We start from the raw sequence: 14,040 nt of genomic DNA, 5'->3' as shown, positions 1-14,040 counted from the left end.
GTGTTGGCGGTAACGTCACCCTAACGTCACACTTGCCCGACTCGCCTTTCGGGGTATTCTGCGCCACAGAAAGGATTGCTGCGTTGCAGAAACCGACCCAGATCGCCGGATTTACAGAGATCACCGCCACCGCGACGATGGCGTCCTCGACCCATGGCGGACGGGCGAAGTGCCTGCAACGGTTGATCCGGCTGGGCCTGCCGGTGCCCCATACGGTGGCGCTTTCCTTCGGTGCGGTAAAAGGGCTGGCCTCTGGCCTCGGGTTTGACGTGGCGCAGCTGCTGGCGACCTTCGGCGAGCGCTCGCTGCTCTGCGTGCGCCCCTCCAGCCAGGACCCGGATTGGGGCGGGCCGGGCGCGATCTTGAACATCGGAATGAACGACCGGCGGCATCTGGAACTGAGCCAGACCCACGGTGAAGACGCTGCCTCGGTGCTCTACCTGCGGTTCATCCAGAGCTACGCGGTGCATGTGGCCCGGCTCGATGCCGATGCCTTCGACCTGACCGATACCGATGCGACCGAGCGGCTGAAACAGGCGCTGATCATCTACGAGGAAGAGGCCGACGAGCCGTTTCCGCAGGATGCGGAGGTGCAGCTGACCGAGGTTCTGCGCTCGATGGCGCGGGCTTGGGAGGGCACGACCGCAAGGCTGCTGCGGCAGGCCCGCGGGGCGCCGCCTGATGCGGGGCTGGGCCTTGTGGTGCAGGAGATGGCGCTGGGCGTGGGGCCGGGCGAGAGCGGCTCGGGCGTGATCCGCTTTGTCGATCAGGTGACGGGCGTGCGCCGGGTTTCGGGCCGGTACCTGCGGCAGAGCTTTTTGCGCGATGCGCTGGAGGCAGGCGGCGGGGCGCTGTACCTGCTGGAAGACCCGCGCGGCCCCTCGCTGGAGGCCGAACAGCCGGAGATCTTCGACCGGCTCACCGAGATGGCCGAGACCTGCCGCGCAAGGCTGCGCGAGGAGATGGAGATCGAGTTCACGCTGGAGCGCGGCAAGCTGCGCGTGCTCGACGCCGTGCGCGTCAGCCGCAGCCCGCGTGCCGCGCTCAAGATCGCCGTGGCCTTGGCCGAAGAGGGGATCATCGCCCGCGAAGAGGCGGTGCTGCGGGTTGAGCCGCGCGCGTTGCCCGAGCTGCTGCACCCGCAGGTGGACCCGAAGGCCAAGCGCGACGTGGTGGTGCGCGGCATTGCCGCCAGCCCCGGCGGCGCCATCGGTAAGCTGGTGTTCTCGGCCCATGCGGCGCAATCCCACGCCGCGCAGGGCGAGCCCTGCGTGCTGGTGCGCCGCGAGACCACGCCGGAAGACATTCGCGGGATGCATGTGGCCAACGGCATCCTCACGGAGCGTGGCGGGATGACGAGCCATGCCGCCGTGATCGCCCGTGGCCTCGGGTTGCCCTGTATCGTTGGCGCCAGTGGCATCCGGCTTTCGACCTCAAAGAAGACCCTGCGCACCGTGGACGGGCGGGTGCTGAAGGAGGGCGATCTGGTGACCATCGACGGCTCGACCGGCGAGGTGCTGGCGGGCGAGGTCGATATGCTGGAGCCGGCGCTGGATGACAGCTTTCAGTCGCTGCTCGATTGGGCCGATGAGGCGCGAGACATTGGCATTCGTGCCAATGCCGACACGCCGGCCGATGCGCAGACGGCGCGGATGTTCAAGGCCGAGGGCATTGGCCTCTGCCGGACCGAGCATATGTTCTTCGAGGAAGGGCGCATGATGGTCATGCGCGAGATGATCTTCGCCGATACAGAGGAAGATCGCCGTGCCGCGCTCGACCAGTTGCTGCCGATGCAGCGCGAGGATTTTACCCAACTGTTCGGGATCATGGTGGGCCAGCCGGTGTGCATCCGGCTGTTCGACCCGCCGCTGCACGAGTTTCTGCCCTCCGACCGAGAGGGCGCGCGGGCGCTGGCGGAGGCGCTGAGCCTGCCGGTGAGCGACGTGATGCACCGGGTCGAGGCGCTGACAGAGTTCAACCCCATGCTTGGCCTGCGGGGCGTGCGGCTGGGCGTGACGGTGCCCGAAATCTACGACATGCAGGCGCGCGCGATTTTCGAGGCCACCGTGGCCGTGGGCCGCAAGGGCGCCCATGTGGTGCCCGAGATCATGCTGCCGCTGGTCAGCGCCCGCCGCGAGGTGGAGCTTCTGAAGACCCGGATCGACGGGGTGGCCGCCGCGGTGCGCAACGAGACCGGCGCGGACTTTGACTACCGCCTCGGCGTGATGGTCGAGACCCCGCGTGCCGCGCTGCGGGCGGGCGATATTGCTGGGCATGCGACCTTTCTCAGCTTTGGCACCAACGACCTGACGCAGATGACCTATGGCCTCAGCCGCGACGATGCGGGCAAGTTCATGGGCGCCTACGTGCAGCAGCAGGTTTACCCGGAAGACCCGTTTCACACCCTCGATCAGGAGGGGGTGGGCGAGCTGTTGATGCTGGGTGCCGAGCGGGCGCGGGCGGCGCGGCCCGGCGTGACGCTCTCGGTCTGCGGCGAACATGGCGGCGACCCCGACACCATCGCCTTCTGCCGCGAAGCGGGGTTCGACTACGTTTCCTGCTCGCCTTTTCGCGTTCCGGTTGCCAGATTGGCCGCCGCGCACCTCGCGATTCGCGATCAGGTGGGCGACGAGCCGACAGGGCTCCGTTAAGATTTTCTGCAACAATCGGGGCCGATTGGTCACGAAACGGAAACAATCTGGGCAAAACCGCGCCTATCGGTCGCGGTTGGACCCCACGGGGTAGACAGGCCGTTGTGTCATCCGCTAAGCGCCCCCTCGGCTTGGCACGAGCCTGGGACGTGCTGCGAATACGAGACGATGATGCTGAACCTGCGCCGGAATATGCCCGCGCTGGTCGTCACCTTTTTGAGCCTGACGACCGCGACCGCCCCCGCCCACGCTGAAACCGTGATGTCGACCTCCACCGTTCCGACGGAAGTGATCGAGGCCACGGCCCCCGCCGATCCGGCGCTGGACCGTCAGCTGGATGCCCTTCTGGGCCGCGAGCGCAAGGCATTTCAGGCGGTGAGCGGCAAGCGGATCAAACGGCTCGCCACCACCCCGCGCAGCAGCTTCGGCACCCCCGGCACGATCAAGGTCAGCTACAGCCGCGACTGGATCGATGGTCAGCCGGCCCGCAAGGGCGGCGCCGAGTGGGCCTGCCTCGCCGAGGCGCTCTACTTCGAGGCGCGCGGTGAGACGGTGAAAGGCCAGTTCGCCGTGGCCGAGGTGATCCTGAACCGGGTCAAATCCGGCCTCTACCCCGGCTCGGTCTGTGGCGTGATCCATCAGGGCACCGGCCGCAAGTACCAGTGCCAGTTCACCTACACCTGCGATGGCTACTCCGACGCCATCCGCGAGCCGGCGGCCTACTCGCGCGTGGGCAAGATCGCATGGTTGATGCTCAACGGCGCCCCGCGCGCCCTGACTGCCGGCGCGACCCACTACCACACCAACGCCGTGAACCCGGCATGGGCCCGGAAGTTTCCGCGCACGGCCCGGATCGGCGTGCACAGCTTCTACCGCCACCCGCGCTCCTGAACCGCAGCGGCATGGCGGCGGCGCAACGCTGCCATGTCGTATTCCGTTTCACTGATATGTGAGTAGCGATGCCTGCCCGGACATGGCAGGTGAGGGGCAACCCGATATTCGTGACAGAGGCACGCATAGCATGATTTCCAGACGACGCCTTCTTGCCGGCACCGCCGCGCTGGCCGCCGCCCCCGCCGTGGGCTGGGCCGAGCAGATCGACCCGACCGCCATTCGCAGCCAGGAAAAGGTGCGCCGCAACGCATCGAGCTTTCAGGCGCAGAACTGGCGCGACCACTTCAGCGATCTGGGCAAGGCCACGATCGTTTGCGACACCATCAGCCGGGCGCTTCACTTCTGGTCGGGCGATGGCTCGATCTACAAGGTCTACCCGACCTCAGTGCCGCTGACCGACGACCTCAAGCGCACCGGCTACACCGAGATCGTGCGCAAGAAGGTCGGCCCGGACTGGACCCCGACCCCCTCGATGATGAAGCGCGACCCCAGCCTGCATTACATGCCGCCGGGCCCCGACAACCCGCTCGGCACCCATGCGATGTATCTCAGCTGGCCCGCCTACCTGATCCACGGCACCCATGACACCCGCAAGATCGGGCGCCGCTCGTCTTCGGGCTGCATCGGCACCTACAACGAGCTGATCGCCGAGCTCTTCGAGCTGACCCCGGTGGGCACGCAGGTGCGCGTGATCTGATTGATCTTGGCCACGGGCCGTGATTTGAGGCGAGGCATGGATGAAACCGGCCTCGCCTTTTCCGTTCACGCCCCGCGTGACGTGATCGCTCTTCGTGAACTTTATCGCGACGTGGAGATCGGCGCCTTTGCCGACGAGCGCGGCGTGGTGCAGAAACTTTGCTTCGAGGTGCATGCCGAGGTCGAGGGCGAAGCACCGGCTGACGATGTGGACAAGGTGGTGAGCTACGACACGCTGATCGGCGCGGTCGATGCCTCGCTCGCCGAGGGCCGGGTGGACCTGCTGGAAACGCTGGTGGACAGGATCGCGGCGCGGGTGTTCTCGGAGCCGCGCGTGGCCCGCATGGCGGTGCGGATCGACAAGCTGGAGCGTGGCGAATTCGTGCTGGGCGTCGAGGCACTGCGGGTTCGGGGCGAGGTGGAGCCCGTGGCGCTGCCCGCCGCTGTGCCCGAGGTGTGCCTGATGGTGCTCGGCTCCGCCGTGCCGCCCGCCGATGGGCCGGTGCTTTACGTGGTCACGCCGGGCTATGTGCCCAAGGCGCGGGGCGACGAGGCCAAGGGCCGGGTGATGCTGCTGGCGATGGAGCAGGCGGCCTGGATCGCGGCCGAGGCGGTGGAGGGCGCGCGGGTGGTCTCGTCGCGCACCGAGATCGGCTTTTGCGCGGCGCAGGGCATCCCGGCCTTCTGGGCACCCTCCCGGCTGGTGCTCGCCGCCGTGGAGCAACCCGAGCCGCGCCCCGAGGCGCTGGCGGATTGGATCGCGCGGGAGCTGGCTAAATGAGATACATCCGCCCGCTGGTGCAGACCGACCCGGCCCGCCCGGAAGGCGCAGTGACGCTGGCTGGCGGCTGGTGCTGGTTTGACCGGGTGGAAGTGCTGAGCCGCGAGGCCGCGCCTGCGGTGCTGCCGGTGGCGGCGCTGACGCCGGAAGAGATGGCCCCGCTCACCGCGCCGCGCGCGCCCGTGGCCGGGCTGACGATGGATGCGCCGCGCGTAATGGCCATTCTGAACCTGACGCCAGACAGTTTTTCGGACGGGGGCAGCCACTTCGGGCAAGAGCTGGAGGACGGGCTGGCGCTGGCCGCCGAGGCCGACATGCTCGACATCGGCGGCGAAAGCACGCGCCCCGGGGCCGAGGAGGTATCGGTTGAGGAAGAGACGCGGCGGGTGGCACCGGTGATCTCCGCGCTGCGGGAATCCGGCTGCGGCACGCCGATCTCGGTCGACACGCGCAAGGCCGAGGTGGCGCGCGCCGGGCTGGCGGCGGGGGCGGACATGGTGAACGACGTGTCGGCCATGCTGTTCGACCCTCATATCGCGCAGGTCACCGCCGACGCGGGCGCGCCGATTTGCCTGATGCACGCGCAGGGCAGCCCGGAGACCATGCAGGACGACCCGCGCTACACCGATGTGCTGCTCGATGTGTATGACCACCTCGCTGAGCGTGTCGCGGCGGCGGAGGCGGCCGGGATCGCGCGAGAGCGGATCGTGGTGGACCCGGGGATCGGCTTTGGAAAGACGATGGCGCACAACCTTGCGCTGCTTGGGCGACTCTCGCTCTTTCATGCGCTGGGGTGCCCGGTGCTGCTGGGGGTGAGCCGCAAGCGGTTCATCGGCACCATCGGCGAGGCCGAAGAACCGGTGGCCCGGATGCCCGGCAGCCTTGCGCTGGCCGTGCTTGCCGCAGGGCAGGGGGTGCAGCTATTACGGGTGCATGATGCGCGGGAAACCCGGCAGGGCCTGAGGCTCGCTGGCGCGCAATGGGGTATGTGAGGGGGCCGCTATGGGCAGGACGCTGTTTGGAACCGACGGGGTGCGGGGCAGGGCCAACGCCGCCCCGATGACCGCCGAGATGGCGCTGAAGCTGGGCGCGGCGGCGGGCCGCTACTTCCGCCGGGACGGGGCCAGCGGCCACCGGGTGGTGATTGGCAAGGACACCCGGCTCTCGGGCTACATGTTCGAGAATGCGCTGACGGCGGGGCTGACGAGCACAGGCATGAACGTGCTGCTGCTCGGCCCGGTGCCGACGCCGGCTGTGGGCTACCTGACCAGCTCAATGCGGGCCGATCTGGGCATCATGATTTCCGCCTCGCACAACCCGGCCCATGACAACGGGATCAAGTTTTTCGGGCCGGACGGCTTCAAGCTTTCGGACGAAGCCGAGGAGGAGATCGAGGCGCTGGTGGCTTCGGGCGTGGAGCCTGCGGCGGCCGAGAACATCGGGCGTGCCAAGCGGATCGACGATGGCCGCTTCCGCTATGTGGAGCGGGCCAAGGCGAGCTTTCCGGTGGGGGCGTCGCTCTCCGGGCTGAAGGTGGTGGTCGATTGCGCCAATGGCGCGGCCTACAAGACCGCGCCCGAAGTGCTCTGGGAACTGGGCGCCGAGGTGGTGCCGCTGGGGGTTTCACCCAACGGCTACAACATCAACGAAAAATGCGGCTCGACCTCGCCGCAGGCCGCTGCCGAGGCGGTGGTGGCGCATGGGGCGGATGTGGGCATCTGCCTCGATGGCGACGCCGACCGGGTGATGATCATCGACGAGAACGGCGAGATCGCGGATGGCGACCAGGTGATGGCGCTGCTGGCCGGGCGCTGGGGTGAGCTGGGGCTGCTGAAGGGTGGCGCGCTGGTGGCCACGGTGATGAGCAACCTCGGGCTGGAGCGCTTCCTTGAGGGCAAGGGCCTGCGGCTGGAGCGCACCGGGGTGGGCGACCGCTACGTGGTGGAGCGGATGCGCGCGGGCGGGTTCAACCTTGGCGGCGAGCAGTCGGGCCATATCGTGATGACCGATTATGCCACCACGGGCGACGGACTGCTGGCGGGCATCCAGTTTCTGGCCGCGATGGTGGGCACGGGCCGCAAGGCGAGCGAGTTGGCCCGCAGCTTCGAGCCGGTGCCGCAGCTGTTGAAGAACGTGCGCTACGAGGCGGGGGTCGACCCGCTGGGAGCTGCCTCGGTGAAAGCGCGGCTGGAGGCGGCGGAGGCCGAACTGGCCGGGCAGGGGCGGCTGCTGATCCGCAAGAGCGGCACCGAGCCGCTGATCCGGGTGATGGCCGAATGCGAGGACGAGGCGCTTTTGGAGCGCGTCGTGGACAGCATCGTGGCCGAGGTGGAGGCCGCCGGAGCGCCTGCTGCCTGATTTCCGGGCGCCCGGTTCAGAAATTGCTCAGTTTCGAGGGATAGGCTGCGGGCGGTCATGCGGGTGGCGCAGCAGGCTATGCTGCACCGCAGAAAAGGCGCAGGCTTGTCTCATGGGAGGACCATTCGAGCAGCCCGCAAGGAGCCTTCCCATGTGCATGACGACCGAAGCCCTCTACCTGTTTTTATCCCTGATGCCCGCCCACCTGATGGACCTCTCGGAGGACCGGGTGGTGCTGCGGGCCGAGACCCGCGAGGCGCATTGGGTCTATAACGGCGAGCGGTGGTGCACGATGGCGCCGCAGATCGACGCAAACGTGCGGCTCGATCCGGCGGCGTGAGGGGTTGGGCCTGCCGGTAGGGGCAGGCCCGCGCCATCAGCCACGCAGCTTGTGGTGCAGGATGATCGGCACCACGAGATCCTCCTCATCCGTCAGGTGACGGGCAAAGAAGGCCTCTGCCGCCACGGCCTCGTCATGGAAGCCGCGGGCCTCTTCGGCCATTTGCGGCGGGTCGAGATGGGCCAGCTGGATGATGCGGTTGCCCTTGCCGGTAAAACGCTCCAGCAGGGCATCCATCTCGACATGGTCGCTTTCCAGCATCTCCAGCCCGGCCTCGAAGCGGTCATCCGCCGCGTTCAGCTCGGGAAAGAACCGCCGATCCTCCCAAGCGTGGTGGCCGTGGAGGTTGCGCACCAGCCGGTCGCCGTAGCGGGCGAGGGAGCGGGTGAAGGCGGCGTCTTCCATCTCCTTGTCGAGATAGGCCTCGGTATCCTCCCGCGTGACGCGGGCGAGGTCGCGGAACATCTGGTGAGCCCCCATCCACTTGGCGACGGAGGCGGCGAAGTTCGGGTGCCCCGGCCAGGTTTCGCGCGGGGTGGCCCGAAGGAGGGTCTGCATGTCAGTCGGCAGGCCCCCTCTTGTGCTCACATGAAGGTTGGTCATGCGGGGCAGATGGGGGCGGTGTTATGTTATATCAATGCGCGCCTCGGCCCTGTGACCTGTGCGCTGGCGCTCAGGGGCGGCGGAACAGGCGGGTCAGCGCGCCCCATTGGCTGAGGAAAACGCCGGAGAGGATCAGCGCCATGCCGAGGAAGAGCGAGGCGGGCAGTTGCTCTGACAGGAGGAGCCAGCCGAAGAGGATGGAGCAGAGCGGCACGAGGTAGTTGGTGAGGCTCATGAACACCGGCCCGGCGGAGCGGATCACGAGGATGCGCAGCAGGTTGGCCCCGGCGGTGGGCACGAGGCCGAGCAGGGCGAGCACCAGAAGGCCGGTGAGGCCCGGGTTGGCGGGCGCGCCGTGGGCGAGCACAGCGACCGGGATCACCAGCAGCGCCCCGATGGCGAGGGTCGCGAAGGTGAGGCCGATGGGGTCGATCGGCGGCAGGCGGCGCATCATCACCGAGGAGACGGCATAGCAACCCGCCGCCGCGAGGCAGGCGGCGCGGCCCCAGCTCTCGTTCGCCGCGCCGGTGGCTGAAAGCGCTTCTGGCCCGATCAGCGCCGCAACTCCGGCGAAGCCGAGCAGAAAGCCCAGCGTGCGGCGCAGGGTCATCCGCTCGCCGGGCAGGAAGAGATGCGCGAGCGGCAGGATGAAGAGGGTGACGCTGGCCATAGAGACACCGGCAAAGGCCGAGGGCACGAACTGCTGGCCCCAGCTCAGGCACATGAAGGGCACCGCCGAGGAGAGCAGCGCCACGAGGGTGAGGCGCGGCCAGTCGGTTTGCCCGGTGGTGAACATGAGCCCTCCGCGCCAGCGCCAGACGACCCATGTGAGCAGGGTGGCAAAGCCGATGCGGGCGGAGGCCACCCAGAACGGCGGCGTGCTTTGCAGCGCGATGCTCTGCACCATGAAGGTGCCCCCCCAGACCACGCCGAGCGTTGCAATCATCGCCCAGCTTCTGGCCGTAATTTCAGGGGCTTGCACGTTCATCTTCATCTCCTGAAAAAGACACCCCCGGCGCGGTGGCCGGGGGTGCTCGATCTTGCATTTGCCGCTGCGGGCAGCGCCTTAGTTGCGCTCTTTGTCGACCATCTTGCCGGCGGAGATCCAGGGCATCATGGCGCGGAGCTTTTCGCCCACGGCCTCGATCTGGTGCTCGTCGTTGATCCGGCGGGTGGCCTTGAAGTTGGGCTGGCCAACGGCGTTTTCCTGCATGAAGTCACGCACGAACACACCCTTCTGGATGTCGGTCAGCACCTCTTTCATGCGCTTCTTGGTCTCGTCGTAGGGCAGGATGCGCGGGCCGGAGACATACTCGCCATACTCGGCGGTGTTCGAGATCGAGTAGTTCATGTTGGCGATGCCGCCTTCGTAGATCAGGTCCACGATCAGCTTCACCTCATGGAGGCACTCGAAGTAGGCCATCTCGGGGGCGTAGCCCGCCTCGACAAGGGTCTCGAAGCCCATGCGGATCAGCTCGACGAGGCCGCCGCAGAGCACGACCTGCTCACCGAAGAGGTCGGTTTCGCACTCTTCGCGGAAGTTGGTCTCGATGATGCCCGAGCGGCCGCCGCCGATGGCGGAGCAGTAGGACAGGCCGATTTCGAGCGCCTTGCCGGTGGCGTCGTTGTGGACGGCCACGAGGCAGGGCACGCCGCCGCCCTTGGTGTATTCGCCGCGCACGGTGTGGCCGGGGCCTTTGGGGGCCATCATGATCACGTCAACGCCCTCGGGCGCCTCGATCAGGCCGAAGTGCACGTTGAGGCCGTGGGCGAAGGCGATAGCGGAGCCGGGCTTCAGGTTGTCCTTCACGTATTTCTTGTAGGTCTCGGCCTGAAGCTCATCGGGCATGGTGAACATGATCAGGTCGCACCAGGCGGCGGCTTCGGCGATACCCATGACCTGCAGGCCTTCGCCTTCGGCCTTCTTGGCCGAGGGGGAGCCTTCGCGCAGGGCGACGGCCACGTTCTTGGCGCCGCTGTCGCGCAGGTTCAGCGCATGGGCGTGGCCCTGCGAGCCGTAGCCGAGAATGGCCACTTTCTTGTCTTTGATAAGGTTGATGTCGCAATCGCGGTCATAATAAACGCGCATGTCAGTCCCTCCGGGGCGTGGTTGCATTGCGGCGGGTTGTAGCTGTGCTTTGGCGCTTGGGGGAGAGTTGGAGTTGACGTTTTTGGCGCTCTGAGTGAAAAGATCATTCGTCAATTTTGAACCTGGCAGTAAAATCATGCTCGATGATCACGACAGGCGCATTCTGCGCCAACTTCAGGCCGAACCCACGCTGAAGGCCGCCGAACTGGCCGAACGCGTCGGCCTCTCTGCTCAGCAGGCTTGGCGGCGGGTGGAGCGGATGGAGCGCGAAGGGGTGATCCGGGGGCAGGAAGCGATGATCGACTGGGAGGCGCTCGGATTTGCAGTGCGGGTGAGCCTGCGGATCACGCTCGACAAAACCCTACCACGCGCCTTTGACGAATTTCTCGAGGCCGCGCGCGCTGTTCGGGAAGTGACTGAAATTCAAACCTTTCTGGGCCGGGTCGACGTGCGGCTGGAGGTCATCGCCCGCGATATGGGGCATTGGACGGGCATCTACCGCGAGAAGATCATGGCGCTGCCCCATATCGCCGACATCGAGGCGCTGATGCATGTGAGCCGGATCAAGGTGCAGGAGGCGCTGCCGGTATGACCCTGGATGACCTCGACTGGGAAATTGTCAAGGCCTTGCAGGCGGATGGGCGGCTCTCGGCGGGCGCGGTCGGGCGCAGGCTGGGGCTTTCGCAACCGGCGGCATGGCGGCGGATCAGGCGGTTGCGCGAGGCGGGGGCGATCAGCGGCCAGCGGTTGCGGCTGGATGCCGAGAAGCTGGGCTTCGGGGTGACCGTGTTTCTGGGCGTGAAGCTGGCCACCAAGGGGCAGGTCTCGCTGGAGGACTTCGAGCGCGCGGTCAGCGCGATCCCGGAGGTGCAGACTGTGGAGCATGTGCTGGGCCTCTATGACTACCGCCTGCGGGTGACGGCGCGCGATCTGGCCGACTTCGAGCGAGTGCTGCGGCGGCGGATCATGGCGCTGCCCGGCGTGGGCAACGTGGAGGCCAACGTGCTGCTCACCGAGGAGCGGCGGCCCGGGCCGCTCGGGGGGCCGCTCGGCTGACACACGGGCTTTGCTTTGCCGCGCCTTGGGGCTAGCTATGGGCGACCTTAAACGGAGGATCGCCCCATGAGTGCCTTGCGCGGAGATATTGACCCGGACGGGCTGCTGGAGTTCTCGGTGGTGTTCACCGACCGCTCGCTGAACCATATGAGCAAGGCTTTTCAGGAGGTTATGCGAGACATCTCATCCGGCCTGAAAGCATGCTACAACGCAGCCGCAGTGGCCGTGGTGCCGGGTGGCGGCACCTACGCGATGGAGGCTGTGGCACGGCAGCTGGCGCGCGGCGAGAAGGTGCTGGTGGTCCGCAACGGGTTCTTCTCCTACCGCTGGAGCCAGATCTTTACCGCAGGCGGCATCCCCTCCGAAGAGATCGTGATGAAGGCCCGGCGGGGCGGCAACGAGGCAACTGCGCCCTTTGCACCCGCCCCGGTGGAGGAGGTCGTCGCCCGGATCAAGGCCGATGCGCCGGCGCTGGTGTTTGCGCCGCATGTGGAAACGGCGAGCGGGATGATCCTGCCGGACGACTATATCGCCCAGATTTCCAAGGCGGTTCATGAGGTTGGCGGGCTGATGGTGCTGGACTGCATCGCCTCGGGCTGCATCTGGGTCGACATGGAAGCGACCGGCGTCGACGTGCTGATCTCGGCGCCGCAAAAGGGCTGGTCAGCGCCGCCCTCGGCGGGCCTCGTGATGCTCTCGGAGCGGGCCGTAGAAAAGGTGGTGGAGACGAAATCCGACAGTTTTGCCGCCGACCTCGGCAAGTGGCTGGCGATCATGCAGAGTTACGAGGCGGGCGGCCATGCCTACCACGCGACCATGCCGACCGATGCGCTGCGGGTATTCCGCGACGCGCTGAAGGAAACCGAAGCGCGGGGCTTCGGCGAGGTGAAGGCCGCGCAGCAGGCGCTGGGCGACGGGGCGCGGGCACTTCTGGCCGGAAAGGGCCTGAAAAGCGTGGCCGCAGAAGGGTTTGGCGCGCCGGGCGTGGTCGTGGTGTACACCGAAGACCCGGAGTTGCAGACCGGCCGCGCCTTTGCCGCCGAGGGCGTGCAGATTGCCGCGGGCGTGCCGCTGATGGTGGACGAAGGTGCCGACTACAAGAGTTTCCGTATCGGGCTCTTCGGGCTCGACAAGCTGGCGGATGTGGAGGCAACGCTCGGACGGCTCGAGCGGGTTCTCGACAAGGTTATCGCCTGAAGGTTACGGGCGGGTTAACCGCCCATACCTGCCTTCATCACCGCGCGGCGGAGGGGTGGCACATCGGCCACCGCCTTCAGCCCGGACAGCCGCAGCGATTGCAGCGGCGGCAGGCCGGAGCGAGTGAGGCGGTTGTAAAGCCCGATGGCCGCGACCCGCGCGGCCACGTCGCGGGCGCGGGATTTTTCATAAGCGTCAAGATGTTGCCGGGAGCCCACCGTTTCCGGCTCGGCGGTGTGCAGCAGCGCGGCAAGGTCGTTGAGCGAGGTGTTCAGCCCCTGCGCACCGATAGGCGGCACCACATGGGCGGCCTCGGCTATGAGCGCGGTGCGCTGGGCGGTGAGCGCCTTGGCGCGCAGCGTGATGATCGGGAAGAGGGCGCGGGGCGAGGCGAGGGTGAGCGGGCCGAGAAGCCCGGCGGAGCGGGTGGTGGCCTCGGCAGAAAAGGCCTGCGCGTCAAGGGCTTGCAGGCGCTGCGCCTCGGGGCCGGGGTTCATCCATACGACGGCGGAGGTGGGCGTGCCATCCTCGTCGGGCAGCGGGATAAGGGTGAAGGGGCCGCCCTGGTTGTAGACCTCGGTGGAGACGTTGCGGTGCGGCTCCGGGTGGGTGACGGAGAAGGCGAGGGCCTTCTGGCCAAAACGGGAGATTTCGGCAGAGATTCCAGCAGCTTCGCGCACGGCGCTCTCGCGTCCGTCAGCGCCGACAACGAGGCGGGCGCGCAGGCCGGTGCCATCGGTGAGCTGCACCAATGCCTCGCGCTCGCGGGTGACCATCGAGGCAAAGCCCGCGCTCCAGTGCAGCGTGACATTTGGCAGCGATTCCAGCGCGTTGAGCAGCACATCCGCAATGCGCCAGTTCATCAGGTTCTGCGCCAGCGGGGGCGTGCCGGGGGCCTCGGAGGCGAAGGCGCGGGAGTCGCGGATTTGCGGGGGCCAGCCGACCGTGTCGGTGATGTGCAGCTCTTGCAGCGGCTGGGCGTGGGGCGCGAGATCGGCCCAGAGCCCGGCCTCGGAGAAGAGCGCGATGGCCGGGTCGAGGAAGGCGGTAGAGCGTTGATCTCCCTCCGTTTTGTCGCGCCGTGGGGCGCTTGGCGCAGCGAGGGTGACGCTGTAGCCCGCCTGCGCGAAACAGGCGGCGGCGGTCAGCCCGGCAATGCCGGCGCCCGCGATCAGGATATCGGTGGATTTGCGTGCCATGACAGGGATTTAGGGCGCGGGCCGGGCAATTGCCAAGGGGGCGGATGCGCGCAGGCCGGGGTTTTGCAAAAATGCCTGTGCGCCGCAGCCAAAACGGCGTTAACCACGAATTTCCTCAATGCACAAATGATGCACATTCCATGCACATCCGATGCATACGACAAAAATGCAAAACG

General features: G+C 67.3%; 14 protein-coding genes. 10 read left to right on the top strand and 4 right to left on the bottom strand.

What is annotated here, in order from left to right; all coding sequences use genetic code 11:
• Window positions 1-83 precede the first annotated feature (83 nt).
• From ACUXVX_RS15615 to ACUXVX_RS15585, 7 genes are all read left to right on the top strand, one after another.
• Window positions 84-2,651: a putative PEP-binding protein gene (locus ACUXVX_RS15615; protein WP_410000862.1), complete on the top strand. Its 2,568-nt coding sequence runs from the start codon at window positions 84-86 to the stop codon at window positions 2,649-2,651.
• A gap of 171 nt (window positions 2,652-2,822) precedes the next feature.
• Entirely contained in the window at window positions 2,823-3,542 is a 720-nt protein-coding gene (locus ACUXVX_RS15610) for a cell wall hydrolase (protein WP_410000875.1), read from the top strand.
• Between the two features lie 130 nt (window positions 3,543-3,672).
• The gene (locus ACUXVX_RS15605; protein WP_222468681.1) at window positions 3,673-4,242 is read left to right on the top strand and encodes a L,D-transpeptidase; all 570 of its coding nucleotides are present in this window, start codon (window positions 3,673-3,675) and stop codon (window positions 4,240-4,242) included.
• Between the two features lie 36 nt (window positions 4,243-4,278).
• Entirely contained in the window at window positions 4,279-5,022 is a 744-nt protein-coding gene (locus tag ACUXVX_RS15600) for a dihydroneopterin aldolase (protein ID WP_446309012.1), read from the top strand.
• The gene (folP, locus tag ACUXVX_RS15595) at window positions 5,019-6,014 is read left to right on the top strand and encodes a dihydropteroate synthase (protein ID WP_446309011.1); all 996 of its coding nucleotides are present in this window, start codon (window positions 5,019-5,021) and stop codon (window positions 6,012-6,014) included. Before ACUXVX_RS15600 ends, folP begins: the two co-directional genes overlap by 4 nt.
• A gap of 10 nt (window positions 6,015-6,024) precedes the next feature.
• Window positions 6,025-7,380: a phosphoglucosamine mutase gene (gene glmM, locus ACUXVX_RS15590; protein WP_446309010.1), complete on the top strand. Its 1,356-nt coding sequence runs from the start codon at window positions 6,025-6,027 to the stop codon at window positions 7,378-7,380.
• A 157-nt stretch (window positions 7,381-7,537) separates the two neighbouring features.
• A complete protein-coding gene (locus tag ACUXVX_RS15585; RefSeq protein WP_261384603.1) occupies window positions 7,538-7,720 on the top strand; it encodes a hypothetical protein in 183 nt (60 codons plus the stop codon).
• A gap of 36 nt (window positions 7,721-7,756) precedes the next feature.
• On the opposite strand, the gene ACUXVX_RS15580 is transcribed toward ACUXVX_RS15585, so the two are convergent.
• From ACUXVX_RS15580 to ilvC, 3 genes are all read right to left on the bottom strand, one after another.
• The gene (locus ACUXVX_RS15580; RefSeq protein ID WP_446309009.1) at window positions 7,757-8,278 is read right to left on the bottom strand and encodes a hemerythrin domain-containing protein; all 522 of its coding nucleotides are present in this window, start codon (window positions 8,276-8,278) and stop codon (window positions 7,757-7,759) included.
• 115 nt (window positions 8,279-8,393) lie between these two features.
• Entirely contained in the window at window positions 8,394-9,311 is a 918-nt protein-coding gene (locus ACUXVX_RS15575; RefSeq protein ID WP_446309008.1) for a DMT family transporter, read from the bottom strand.
• Between the two features lie 78 nt (window positions 9,312-9,389).
• On the bottom strand, window positions 9,390-10,412 hold the full coding sequence (ilvC, locus tag ACUXVX_RS15570; protein WP_222468687.1) for a ketol-acid reductoisomerase: 1,023 nt from the start codon (window positions 10,410-10,412) through the stop codon (window positions 9,390-9,392).
• 136 nt (window positions 10,413-10,548) lie between these two features.
• On the opposite strand from ilvC, the gene ACUXVX_RS15565 reads away from it, so the two are divergent.
• The 3 genes from ACUXVX_RS15565 to ACUXVX_RS15555 all read left to right on the top strand — a co-directional run bounded on the left by ACUXVX_RS15565 (window position 10,549) and on the right by ACUXVX_RS15555 (window position 12,665).
• A complete protein-coding gene (locus ACUXVX_RS15565) occupies window positions 10,549-11,004 on the top strand; it encodes an Lrp/AsnC family transcriptional regulator (RefSeq protein ID WP_446309007.1) in 456 nt (151 codons plus the stop codon).
• The gene (locus ACUXVX_RS15560) at window positions 11,001-11,468 is read left to right on the top strand and encodes an Lrp/AsnC family transcriptional regulator (RefSeq protein WP_446309006.1); all 468 of its coding nucleotides are present in this window, start codon (window positions 11,001-11,003) and stop codon (window positions 11,466-11,468) included. The genes ACUXVX_RS15565 and ACUXVX_RS15560 overlap by 4 nt, the downstream gene beginning before the upstream one ends.
• Window positions 11,469-11,534: 66 nt before the next feature.
• Window positions 11,535-12,665, top strand: a complete 1,131-nt coding sequence (locus ACUXVX_RS15555; protein ID WP_446309005.1) for an aminotransferase class V-fold PLP-dependent enzyme — start codon at window positions 11,535-11,537, stop codon at window positions 12,663-12,665.
• Between the two features lie 14 nt (window positions 12,666-12,679).
• On the opposite strand, the gene ACUXVX_RS15550 is transcribed toward ACUXVX_RS15555, so the two are convergent.
• Window positions 12,680-13,864, bottom strand: coding sequence for an FAD-dependent monooxygenase (locus tag ACUXVX_RS15550; protein WP_446309004.1), 1,185 nt, complete (start codon window positions 13,862-13,864; stop codon window positions 12,680-12,682).
• Window positions 13,865-14,040: the final 176 nt, after the last annotated feature.

This window comes from Vannielia sp. SX4, from assembly GCF_052828525.1.
This window is presented reverse-complemented; position numbering and strand designations above follow the sequence as displayed.